We start from the raw sequence: 12,439 nt of genomic DNA, 5'->3' as shown, positions 1-12,439 counted from the left end.
TTCCTGGTTTCCCAGGCAAGAAGGTTTGTCTTTGACAACAAAGAAAATAAAGTTTTTGAATTATTCAGAATAAGATATAGATAAATGGCAAAAGAAGTAATAACAGGAGCTGAAGCATTGATGCGCTCCCTGCATAACGAAGGGGTTAAGACCATCTTCGGTTACCCAGGTGGTAGCATCATGCCAGTGTTTGATGCACTGTATGGTTACACGAGAGGAGAGAAGAAGATGTTTGATCACATCTTGGTTCGTCACGAGCAGGCTGCTGCTCACGCTGCACAGGGCTACGCCCGAGTCAGCGGCGAAGTGGGTGTTACTCTCGTTACTAGTGGTCCTGGAGCAACTAATACGCTCACCGGTATTGCGGATGCCATGATGGATTCTACACCTATCGTGGTCATCGCCGGACAGGTGGGTGTGGGCGCTTTGGGTACTGATGCCTTCCAGGAAGTTGACCTGGTGGGCGTTACCCAGCCTATCTCTAAGTGGTCTTATCAGATTCGTCGTCCTGAGGATGTGGCATGGGCTGTAAGCCGTGCCTTCTTCATCGCTCGTAGCGGTCGTCCGGGACCTGTGGTACTCGACTTTACCAAGAACGCCCAGATTGCTACTTGTGAGTGGGAACCGGTGAAATGTGAGAAGGTTACATCTTATAATCCATATCCGAAGATTGATGAAAAGGCAGTGGCTGAAGCTGCTGAACTCATCAATCAGGCAAAGCGCCCTTTCGCTCTCGTCGGTCATGGCGTAGAACTGGGTGGTGCTCATAATGAACTGGTTGAATTCCTGGAGAAGGCTGATATCCCGGCTGGTCGTACCCTGCTCGGTCTTTCTGCTCTTCCTAGCAACCATCCGCTTAATATGGGTATGCTCGGTATGCATGGTTCTTATGCTACCAATATGAAGACTCAGGAGTGTGATGTGCTCATTGCCATCGGTATGCGATTCAGTGACCGTATCACGGGCGTTCCTTCCAAATATGCTAAGCAGGCTAAGATTATCCATCTTGATATTGATAAGTCGGAAATCGATAAAGTCATCAAGACTGATGTGGCTGTGATTGGCGATTGCAAGCAGACGTTGCCTGCCATCACTCGTCTCTTGAATAAGAATGTTCATCGCGAGTGGAGAGATTCCTTCGAGGAATATCGCAAGCAGGAGCAGGAGAAGGTTATCGAGAAGGATATTCATCCTACTGAAGGCCCTCTGCTGATGGGTGAGGTAACCAATGTGGTGACTGAAGCTACCAATAATGAGGCTGTTCTCGTGAACGACGTTGGTCAGAACCAGATGATCAGTAGCCGCTACTTCAAGTTCACCAAGAAACTGAGTATTGTTACCAGTGGTGGTTTCGGAACCATGGGCTTTGGTCTTCCTGCTGCTATCGGTGCAACATTCGGCGCACCAGACCGTACCATCTGCTGTTTCTTCGGTGATGGCGGTTTCCAAATGAACATCCAGGAATTGGGTACCATCATGGAGCAGCAGGCACCAGTGAAGATGATTCTCTTGAACAATAACTATCTGGGCAATGTACGCCAGTGGCAGGATTTGATGTTTGAGGGACGTCGCTCTTTCACCCACATGCTGAACCCTCGTTATGAGGAAATTGCCAAGGCTTATGGCATTCCTTACGATGTGGTAATCGACCGCAAGGATCTGAAGGCGAAGGTTGAGAAGATGATCAGCACCAAGGGACCTTACCTTTTGGAATGCGCCATCAAGGAAGATGAGGATATCGTTCCTATGACTCTGCCTGGAAAGAGTGTGGACGAAATGCTGCTTGAGCTCCACTATTAATGGCTTTCGGCTATATATATAATAAGGTGTAACTATACATTTTAAATAATAGAAATAAAATGGAGAATAACAACGATAAGAAATTATATACATTGCTTGTCTATTCTGAGAATATTGCAGGTATCCTGAATCAGATTACCGCTGTATTTACAAGAAGACAGGTGAATATCGAGAGCTTGAATGTGTCGGCTAGCAGTATCAAGAACATCCACAAATATACTATCACGGTATGGAGTGATGCTGAGCAGATTGAGAAAATCAATAAGGCAATAGAGAAGAAAATTGATGTGGTGAAGAGTGATTATTATGCAGATGATCAGATTTTCATCCACGAGGTAGCACTCTACAAGATTTCTACTCCTATTCTCTTGGAGAATCCTGAGGTTTCCCGTACTATCCGCAAGCACGATGCCCGTATGATGGAGGTGAATCCTACCTACAGTACTGTGCTCTTGGCGGGTCTTACTGAGGATATCGCTGATCTTTTCCATCAGCTCAACAGTTTCGATTGTCTTTTGCAGTACAGTCGAAGTGGTAGAATTGCCGTTACAAGAAGCTTCGATGAGCCTATCTCTGATTATCTGAAAAAGAATTCAGAAGAATAGTCTCGGACAGGAATTCTGAAAGAATATATTGATTCTGGAACAAACAGATTTAAACGAGGAAAATCCCTTTGCTTACCTGGTTGGAAGACCAAGAGCAGAGGGATTTTTAGTTTCTTGTATGTAATAAAGATATAGGGGACTTCGTTATATATATATATAATAAGGTATAAAACAATAAATCAAAAACCGAAGAATATGAAACAGGAATTATTAGATAAGGTAGGTTGCTACGAGTTTCTGGCAGAACCTTTTCATTGCGATTTTGCAAGTCGTCTGTTTATGGGGCATTTGGGAAATCATCTTCTGAATGCTGCCGATTTCCATAGTAACGATCGTGGTTATGGAATGAACTATCTGATGCCCCGACACAAAACCTGGGTCTTGAGTCGTCTCGCTATCGAGATGCAGGAAATGCCAAAGTCTTATGATAAGTTTTATGTAGAGACCTGGGTAGAGAGTGCGATGAAGTACTTCACTAGCCGAAACTTTAAGATCTGTGCATCAGTTTCGGATGGTTCTGAAGCTGAGAAGGTATATGGCTATGGTAAAAGTGTCTGGGCGATGATTGATACTGAGACCCGTCAGCCAGTGGATATTTTCAGTATCCATGATGGACTTATCAAGGAATATATAGAAACAGAGAAACCTTGTCCTATTGCAGCCAGCTCTCGTGTCAAGATGGGTAAGGATGCAGAATTGGTACGTACTATTCATACCTATTATAATGATGTGGATGTAAATGGCCATATTAATTCTGTGAAATATATCGAGCATGTACTCGATCTTTTTGACCTGGATTATTACAAGACTCATTTTTTACAGCGCTTCGAAATCGCATACGTAGCAGAGAGTCATCAGGGCGATCAGCTGAATTTCTACGTAGAGAAGGTGGGTGATGGGGGAAAAACAGAAAAAGACGCTTCTGTTAACGAACCTCAAAAAATGGAAGAATTTTGCATAAAAATAACAAAAATAAGCCAAAATAGCGATATTGAGGTAGAAGTTGTAAGAAGTAAGGTGAAATTTATAAAAAAATGAAAGAAAAATTTGGTGGTTTCATAGAAATTCATTACCTTTGCACTCGAAATAAAAAATAAACCCAGTGCCGCTTCCTCGTGTAGGTGGTGGACGGATCAAACAGGCTCTCTTTGGATAAGAATACAGCTCGCATCCGTATGGACAAGTATAACCCGCGGCTCCACAATAGGCAAGCCGCACAAAAATTAAGTTACAATTATGGCAGAAATGAATTTCGGTGGCGTAATGGAAACTGTTGTCACCAGTCATGAATTTTCATTGGAGAAAGCACGTGAAGTATTGAAGAACGAAACTATCGCAGTTATCGGTTACGGTATCCAGGGTCCTGGTCAGGCTTGCAACCTTCGCGATAATGGTTTCAACGTCATCGTCGGACAGCGTCAGGGTAAGACCTACGAGAAATGTTTGAAGGATGGCTGGGTACCAGGCAAGACTTTGTTCTCTATCGAGGAAGCTGCTGAGAAGGGTACTATCATCTGTATGTTGCTTTCTGATGCCGGTCAGATTGCTTGCTGGCCAAAGATTAAGCCACACCTCACACCAGGTAAGACTTTGTATTATTCACATGGTTTCGCTATCAACTGGAGCGATCGCACAGGCGTTGTTCCACCTAAGGATATTGATGTTATTATGGTTGCACCTAAGGGTTCTGGTACTTCTCTCCGCACTATGTTCTGCGAGGGTCGTGGTTTGAACTGTTCTTACGCTGTTTACCAGGATGCATCTGGCAAGGCAGAGGAAAAGACTATTGCATTCGGTATCGGTATCGGTGCAGGTTATCTGTTCAAGACTACATTCCAGCGTGAGGCTACTTCTGACCTTACTGGTGAGCGTGGTTCTTTGATGGGTGCTATCGAGGGTCTCTTGGAGGCTCAGTACGATGTACTCCGTGAGAATGGTCACTCTCCATCTGAGGCATTCAACGAGACTGTTGAGGAGTTGACTCAGAGCCTTGGCCCTCTCTTCGGTGCTAAGGGTATGGATTGGATGTATGCTAACTGTTCTACAACAGCTCAGCGTGGTGCTCTTGATTGGGCTCCTCGTTTCCGTGAGGCTATCAAGCCTGTTATGGAATGGTTGTATTACTCTGTTAAGACTGGTAATGAGGCTCAGATTTCTATCGACAAGAACTCTCAGGCTGATTACCGTGAGAAGTTGAACGCAGAACTCGAGGCTATGCGCAACAAGGAGATGTGGCAGGCTGGTGTTACTGTACGTAAGCTTCGTCCTGAGAATAACTAATTTTTTTCTCGTACATAATGTTATAAAGGGAGCGGTCCGCGATGGGTCGCTCCCTTTTACGTATATGATAAAGCCGAAAGGAGGTTGCTTTTCCAATCATCCTTTCGGCTTTCAATCATCCTTTTATCTTTTCAATCATCCTTTCGTTTTTCTATGACTTTGAGGTCTTCTATGATGATTTCTTCTTCTGCAATCTTTCTGCGGAATTCCTTTTCTTTCTCTTCCGTTTCCTTCGCCAGGCAAACATCACACTGCTGGCATTTCGTTTCATTATGTTCACCAAAATAGGCGAGCAACTGGCGTGAGCGGCATATCTCATCATTTTTGGCATATTGCAGCATGCTTTGAATACGCTTCATATATTGCTCTCTTCGGCCTTCCCATACCTCTTGCGGAATCTGTACCTTGTTGCCATCTACTCGGTCGCGTGTATAGCTGATGAAAGGTATCTTGCGGCGGGGGATGAATTTGATGATGTGGCGGGCTGCCAGGTTCTTTAATGCAAAATATACCTGCTGGATGTTTAATTCCGCCTGGCGGGCAATAAGATGCTCGTCTATGAAGGTAAGATCCACAAACAGACTGCCGTAGCTGCGCAGTAATGCTGTGATGACCGCCTCCAGTGTAGGAGGAAGCTGATCGAGTATATAAAGTTCGTTTCTGCCCAGGAGAAACATAACGCGGGCTTTACCATCTGGATCGTCCTCGTAGTGCAGATAGCCGCTTCGTTCAAGAATCCTGAGGGCAGAATCTACTTTGGTAGGGAAAAACTTGTAGGTGATGCAGAATTTATCGATGTCAAACTCGAAGGTCTTGCCACATCCGCTACCTACACCTATCTGGTAGAAGTAGGCAAGATGTTCGTAAACGTCCTGTATCATTTCTTTAGGAGGAAAGGTATCATCTATTCGTTTCTTGAGTTTCGACTCGTCGCTTCTGTCAAAAAGCAGTACTGCATAGGATTTCTCCCCATCTCTTCCGGCACGTCCAGCCTCCTGGAAGTAAGCCTCAAGTGAATCGGGACAGTCTATGTGAATCACCATCCTCACATCGGGTTTGTCTATTCCCATTCCAAAGGCGTTTGTGGCGCACATCACCCTTACTTCGTCTGCCTGCCAGGCTTTCTGTCGCACATCCTTCTCATCAGGAGCTAGTCCGGCATGGTAAAAGGTGGCGGAAATACCTTTCTTAGACAATAGTTCAGCCATTTCCTTGGTGCGTTTTCTACTTCGGGCATAGACTATGGCTGAGCCTTTCACGCTTTGCAGGATATGCACCATTTCACCCTGCTTATTGGAAGTGTTGCGTACAACATAAGCGAGGTTCTTGCGTTCGAAGCTCATCTTAAACACATTCTTTTCTGCAAAATGGAGTCTTTCCTGTATATCATCCACAACTTCTGGAGTCGCAGTCGCTGTAAGAGCAAGGATAGGTACCTGGGGAATCATTTCCCTGATTTTGGCTATCTGCAGGTAAGAAGGGCGGAAATCGTAGCCCCATTGGCTGATACAATGGGCTTCATCTACTGTGATGAAACTTACATGGATGTGTTTGAGCTTGGTCTGAAAGAGTTCTGATGCGAGTCGTTCTGGTGAAACGTAGAGAATCTTTACGCCCCCGAAGATACAGTTGTCGAGCGTCTGAAGAATTTCGTTTCTCGATTTGGCTGCATAGATGGCATCAGCCAGTATACCGCGTTCTCTAAGATGCTGTACCTGGTCTTTCATCAGGGCGATGAGAGGGGTGATGACGATACATACACCTTCCTTGACCAAGGCAGGCACCTGGAATGTGATGGATTTGCCGCCACCTGTCGGCATAAGACCGAGGGTATCCCGTCCGCAGGCAATGCTTTCGATGATATTGCGTTGAATGCCTCGGAAATCAGGATACCCCCAATACTTTTGCAGAATAAGTTGAAATTGATCTGCCATTTTTTCTTAGTCATTTGGCCTGATAGCCTCTATTTGAAGTTGGACTTGATTCTTCTTGAAAATATTGTCCTCAATGGTGTATGCAATGTCGAAACTGCGGCGGCTTTTGATGTATCGGGCAGCCGCGCTTTGCCCGAAGGCAATTCCGTTCATTACGGTACTCGATTTAGAATCTACCAATTCCAGTTTGATATGCTCTTGCTCTCTGCCCACCACCTTGCTGGTGCCGTAATCATATACGTTCTGCGTGCAGAATACGGGTTTGCTATTGCATGGACCAAAAGGTGAGAACTTCTTTAAATCTGAGTGCAGCTGTTTCGTTATGTCCTTGAAGTCTATCATCGCATCTATGTTGAGCATCGCTTCCGTCTGTTCGGGAGCGATATGTTCTGCCACGTACTGGTGGAATCTGTCTCTAAACTCCTTCACGTTTTCCCATTTCATCGTAAGTCCGCAGGCATAGGTGTGACCTCCGAAGTTGATAAGCAGGTCGCGGCAACTCTTGATGGCAGAATATACATCGAATCCTGTTACGCTGCGAGCCGAACCTGTTGCAAGGTCTCCGTCACGGGTCAATACTACGGTAGGACGGAAGTAGATTTCCGTAAGTCGGGATGCAACGATGCCGATGACTCCCTTTTTCCAACCTTCATCATAGAGTACGATGCTGGAGTTGTGTTTCTGTGTCTCCAGTCGTGACACGATTAGATTGGCTTCTTCTGTCATCTGCTTGTCTATGTCCTTGCGTTGTTCGTTGTACTCATTGATGTGCTTTGCCATTTTCAGAGCCTGACCGAAGTCTCGCTCTACCAGCAGATCCACGCTTTCCTTGCCGTTCTCCATACGTCCTGATGCATTGATGCGTGGTCCTAGCTTGAAGACAATGTCACTCATAGACAGCTCTCTTCCGTTGAGTCCGCAGATGTCGATAATCGCCTTGAGTCCGATACTTGGATTGGTATTGAGAAGTTTGAGTCCGTGGAAGGCAAGGATTCGGTTTTCATCCACCACAGGCACTATGTCGGCAGCAATGCTCACGGCACAGAAGTCGAGTAATGGGATGAGGCGTGAGAATGGAATGTTGTTGTTCTTGGCAAATGCTTGCATGAACTTGAATCCTACGCCACAACCGCAGAGATGCTTGAATGGGAATGGATCATCCGGGCGTTTGGGGTTAAGTATGGCCACAGCTGGTGGCATCACGTCGTCAGGGACATGATGGTCGCAGATGATGAAGTCTATGCCAAGACTCTTGGCATATTCTATCTCCTGGATAGCTTTGATGCCGCAATCCAGGATAATGATGAGTTTTACACCTGTTTCGTGCGCAAAGTCTATTCCCTTTTTGCTTACTCCATAGCCTTCGTCGTATCGGTCTGGTATGTAGTAATCAATGTTGGAATAAAACTGTTGCAGAAACTTGTACACCAATGCTACAGCCGTGCATCCATCCACGTCATAGTCTCCATAGACCATGATGCGCTCCTTTCTTCCCATAGCATCGTTGAGGCGATCAACAGCGATATCCATATCCTTCATCAGGAATGGATTGATGAGATCAGACAGCTGGGGACGGAAAAACCGCTTGGCTGCAGATTCTGTCGTAATGCCTCTATGGATGAGAAGCTTGGCTAGGATAGGGCTGATACTGAGTTTGTCGGCTAGTTCTTTAGCCGATTTCTCCAGCTCTGGTGTCGGTTCTTCGTAATTCCATTTAAAATGCATTTTAATTATTTTTTATTTCTGCCCCCAAAGTTACGAAAATAAAGTGACAATCGAAAATGTTTATGAAGTATTTTATTTAAAAATACCTAGATTTAAGTAAAAATAATACTTGCAGGTAAACAAAAAGGCAGCAAACTCTACTGTTTGCTGCCTTTGGTTATGTTTATTTTGAATAAATTAGATGCCGAGCTTCTTGCGGATATCCTTAGGAATGGCATTCTTGTTTACCATGAAGTCCATTGTCTTGTAAGCTACGAAAGCCTTGGTCATATACCATGTTCCCTTGTAGTCACCATACTCACCCCATGAGTTCTTTACCATATAGTACTCCTTGCCGTTCTGGTCCTTAGCGATACCATAGATGTGCATACCATGGTCATCGGTAGTCTCCCAGTTGTCGAAAGCTTCCTGGCGCATAGCCTGGGTAGGAACAACTTCTGGTGCGTTTACACCAAGTGAATCGAACTTCTCCTTCTTCTCGTCCTTAGAGAGTTTGAACCAGTGGTCTGCGTCTGTACCTGCCATAGAACGAACCTTCTTGACGTCGTATGCGATACCGAGACCCTTACGAGTGAAGCCGTCCTCTGTTACGTCGCCACCCCAAGCTACTGTGTAGCCGTTGTTGATAGCGTTGTCGATGATTTTGCAAAGGTCATCCATTGGTACGTTGTAGCTCAAAGGCCAACGCCAGTTATCCTGTACCTCAACAGCAAACTTGCTCCACATTGGGTGGTGAGTGTAGCTGGTGATGGTAACATAATCATCGAGGTTCAAGCCGAGGCTCTGGCAGAATGACTGTGGAGTGTACTGCTTGCCCTGATATGTGAACTTCTCAGGAGTCTTACCGATATATGAGTCGATGATACCCTGAAGACCGCTCTTCCAGGCAGAAGAAATCTTCTTAGCGTTGCTCTTAGCTACAGCCTCTACGTATGGAGTCATTACATCGAAGAACTCACCGAAGTTAGCGAGTGAGTCGCCTGTCAAAGTACCAGGAGCTGGCATTGCGCCCTCCGGTACGATTCCGTAGTGCTGCAAAGCATAAAGTACATCGTATGCGCTACCGCCCTGAGAGAAGCTTACGTCACCGTGCATTCTTACAGCCATAGTGGCGCGGTCCATATAAGTCTTGTTAGCTACGAACATCTCGCTGAGGTCGTAGGTTTTACCTGTATGCTTCAGAATCTCGCTTTCGAAGTAGCTGAGTGTAGAGTAAGCCCAGCACGTACCGCTGCGGTTCTGGTCCTTGATGCTTGTAATAGGATTCTGTTTCACAACTGTGAATACAGGCTTGTTCTTTGCAATAGTTGCAGAATCAGTTGCTGATTTCGCATTTGCGCCAGTGGCAACCATGGCCAACATAGCTGCAACGATCATTGATTTCTTCATGAAATTTTTCTCTTAAATTAATAATGTTATTCTATACTTATATCTCTCTATGAAGAATCCTCAAGTATTGAAAACCTTGAGGGTTCTTCGTTCATTTGCTTGAATGGATTTTTCTATTTAAAGAATCTCTCCTCTGTGGGCAGCCATATACTCCTCTACATCCTTTGGATGGTAAGGTATACGGTCGGTTCCGAGGAATCGGCAACCATCCTTGGTGATGAGTACATCATCCTCGATACGGATGCCTCCGAAGTCTTTGTAGGTCTCAATCTTATCGAAGTTGAGGAACTCTGCACAATGACCTGAAGCTTTCCATTCGTCGATGAGAGCTGGAATGAAGTAAACACCTGGCTCATCTGTTACTACGAAGCCTTCTTCAAGGCGACGGCCCATACGCAGGCAGTTTGTACCAAACTGTTCCAGGTTAGGGCGAACTTCATCATCAAAGCCAACGTTTATCTGGTCGAGGTTCTCCATATCGTGAACATCCATACCCATCATGTGTCCCAATCCGTGAGGCAGGAACATAGCGTGGGCACCAGCACGTACAGCCTCTTCTGTATCACCTTTGGCAAGACCTAACTCTTTCATACGGTCGAAGAGCAAGCGGCATACGGCAAAGTGGACATCAGCCCACTTCACACCTGGCTTTGCAACTTCCAGAGCGTAGTCGTGACATGCCTCTACGATAGAGTAGATTTCCAGTTGGCGCTGGCTGAACTTACCGCTGACTGGCATTGTACGAGTATGGTCTGAACAGTAATTGTTCATAGTCTCTGCACCTGCATCACAAAGTGCCAGTCTTCCTTCCTCGAGCAGATTCATAGATGGATAACCATGCTGAATCTCTCCATGCTGGCTGAAGATAGTAGGGAAACTAACCATTGCTCCATAAGAGTGAGCAATTCCGCTTACCTGTCCTGCTACATATTTTTCTGTGATTCCTGGGCGGACGAGCTTCATAGCAGTGGTGTGCATCTTATATCCGATAACAGAAGCACGCTCCAATTCCTCAATTTCCTCAGGAGTCTTGGTAGAACGCATCTTGACAACCGCCTTGATGAGATCCATGCTGGCTTCCTCTTTCTGCTGGTTTGGATGAATTCCAAGGAGGTCAAATACCTGAAGCTTGATATCATAGCGGTAAGGTGGCAAGAAGTGAATCTTGCGTTTCTTCGCCATAGCATCATTGCAGATGGTCTTCAGACTCTTCATTGGTGCAGAATTATGTACGCCCACCTGCTCTGCGAGATTGTGGACGCTATCTACGCTTCCGTACCATACGATATCTACCAAGTCGATATCATCACCGATTAAAGTTTCGATGTCGTTATCTATGTCAATTACACCAACCAAACCGTCTCGCTGCAAACCGAAATAGTACAGGAATGTTGAGTCCTGGCGGAATGGGTAATATCCGTTATTAGGGAAATTACAAGGTGAATTGTTGTTTCCGAAAAGAATGATGACGCCGCTTTTGACGAGCTTCTTAAGCTCTTGTCTGCGGCTGATATAAGTGTCCTTGCTAAACATATTTTTAGAATTTTACTTTATTTTGCTGCAAAGTTAGCAATTATTTCGCAAAAATGTATTATCTTTGCAATCAAAAATAGAAAAAACTAGCGAATTTATAAATAATTAATATAAAAATGCTCTTTTTGAGGGACAAAATGTAAGAAAATGAGTTTTCTCAGAGTGCAAATCGTTAGTAATGCAGAGAGTGATAATCTGTAAGAGTATGAATCTTGATTAGTGTAATGCAATCAAAAAACAGTGGAAGAATAAAGGTTATGAAGTTGAATTTGGAAAAAACTGGTTTGGTCTTGGAAGGTGGAGGTATGCGTGGCGTCTTTACCAGTGGCGTACTTGATGCTTTTATGAAGCATGATGTTTATTTCCCATATACGGTGGCGGTGTCGGCAGGTGCATGTAATGGTATGTCGTACATCAGTCGCCAGCCGCGTCGTGCCCGTATCTCAAATATCGATTATTTGGCGAGGTATCAGTATATCGGCATCCGACATCTGGTAATGCAAGGGTGTATTTTCGACCGTGAGTTGCTCTACGATAAGTTTCCGAATCTGTTGCTTCCTTACGATTTTGATACCTATTTTAAATATGCCGACCGATTCGAGATGGTTACCACGAATTGTCTTACGGGCAAGCCTATGTATCTTTCGGAAAATCATGATCGGCAGCGTGCCCTCGATATTGTACGGGCTTCCAGCAGTTTGCCATACGTGAGTAAAATCGTGGATGTGGATGGTATCCCAATGCTCGATGGTGGAATATCAGACAGTATTCCCGTGATGAGAGCTATAGACAAAGGTTATGAGCACAATGTGGTTGTCTTGACCCGCAACAAAGGTTGGAGAGATACTGGCAAAGATAGAAAGCTACCTTATTTATATAAGAACTATCCGCGCCTGCGAGTGGTCTTGAGTCATCGGCATAAGGTTTATAATGAGCAGATTCAACTGATTGATGATTTGGAGGCTGCTGGCAAAATAACTTGTATCCGTCCGATTCGTCCAATGGAAGTAGGGCGCATAGAGAAGGATACGGATAGGTTAGAGCGTCTCTATGAAGAAGGATTTATGCTGGGAGAAAAGTTTTGTGAGAAATTCCTATGATGAAGTTTGCATCATAGATTCCTAGTTTGAAATTCTCATTATAAAACAGCCTGTTCTCAAAACAAAAAGTCGT

The 12,439-nt window shown here is 44.9% G+C and carries 9 protein-coding genes; 5 read left to right on the top strand and 4 right to left on the bottom strand.

Features of this window, described 5'->3' with window-relative positions; genetic code table 11:
• Positions 1-84: 84 nt before the first annotated feature.
• The 4 genes from ilvB to ilvC all read left to right on the top strand — a co-directional run bounded on the left by ilvB (position 85) and on the right by ilvC (position 4,685).
• The gene (gene ilvB / locus DW657_RS03200; RefSeq protein WP_089543561.1) at positions 85-1,800 is read left to right on the top strand and encodes a biosynthetic-type acetolactate synthase large subunit; all 1,716 of its coding nucleotides are present in this window, start codon (positions 85-87) and stop codon (positions 1,798-1,800) included.
• Between the two features lie 59 nt (positions 1,801-1,859).
• Complete coding sequence (ilvN, locus tag DW657_RS03195) at positions 1,860-2,405, top strand: acetolactate synthase small subunit (protein WP_089543562.1); 546 nt, start codon at positions 1,860-1,862, stop codon at positions 2,403-2,405.
• A gap of 195 nt (positions 2,406-2,600) precedes the next feature.
• Positions 2,601-3,443, top strand: coding sequence for an acyl-[acyl-carrier-protein] thioesterase (locus DW657_RS03190; protein ID WP_118311379.1), 843 nt, complete (start codon positions 2,601-2,603; stop codon positions 3,441-3,443).
• Between the two features lie 198 nt (positions 3,444-3,641).
• Positions 3,642-4,685 (top strand): ketol-acid reductoisomerase, encoded by a 1,044-nt coding sequence (gene ilvC, locus DW657_RS03185; RefSeq protein ID WP_118311378.1) that lies wholly within the window; start codon positions 3,642-3,644, stop codon positions 4,683-4,685.
• A gap of 131 nt (positions 4,686-4,816) precedes the next feature.
• Here ilvC and DW657_RS03180 read toward each other — a convergent pair whose 3' ends face one another.
• The 4 genes from DW657_RS03180 to DW657_RS03165 all read right to left on the bottom strand — a co-directional run bounded on the left by DW657_RS03180 (position 4,817) and on the right by DW657_RS03165 (position 11,266).
• Positions 4,817-6,619 (bottom strand): ATP-dependent DNA helicase RecQ, encoded by a 1,803-nt coding sequence (locus DW657_RS03180; protein WP_118311377.1) that lies wholly within the window; start codon positions 6,617-6,619, stop codon positions 4,817-4,819.
• A 6-nt stretch (positions 6,620-6,625) separates the two neighbouring features.
• Positions 6,626-8,344, bottom strand: coding sequence for a single-stranded-DNA-specific exonuclease RecJ (recJ, locus tag DW657_RS03175; RefSeq protein ID WP_117661922.1), 1,719 nt, complete (start codon positions 8,342-8,344; stop codon positions 6,626-6,628).
• 177 nt (positions 8,345-8,521) lie between these two features.
• Entirely contained in the window at positions 8,522-9,733 is a 1,212-nt protein-coding gene (locus DW657_RS03170) for an aminopeptidase C (RefSeq protein ID WP_089543567.1), read from the bottom strand.
• 117 nt (positions 9,734-9,850) lie between these two features.
• On the bottom strand, positions 9,851-11,266 hold the full coding sequence (locus tag DW657_RS03165; protein WP_118311376.1) for an aminopeptidase P family protein: 1,416 nt from the start codon (positions 11,264-11,266) through the stop codon (positions 9,851-9,853).
• Positions 11,267-11,523: 257 nt separating this feature from the next.
• Between DW657_RS03165 and DW657_RS03160 the strand changes: the two genes are divergently transcribed.
• Entirely contained in the window at positions 11,524-12,366 is an 843-nt protein-coding gene (locus DW657_RS03160) for a patatin family protein (protein ID WP_118311375.1), read from the top strand.
• The last annotated feature ends 73 nt before the right edge of the window (positions 12,367-12,439 follow it).

This window comes from Prevotella sp. AM23-5, assembly GCF_003473645.1.
Taxonomy (GTDB): domain Bacteria; phylum Bacteroidota; class Bacteroidia; order Bacteroidales; family Bacteroidaceae; genus Prevotella; species Prevotella copri_A.
Note: the sequence above shows the minus strand (reverse complement) of the source record. Positions and strands in the feature narration are given on the sequence as shown.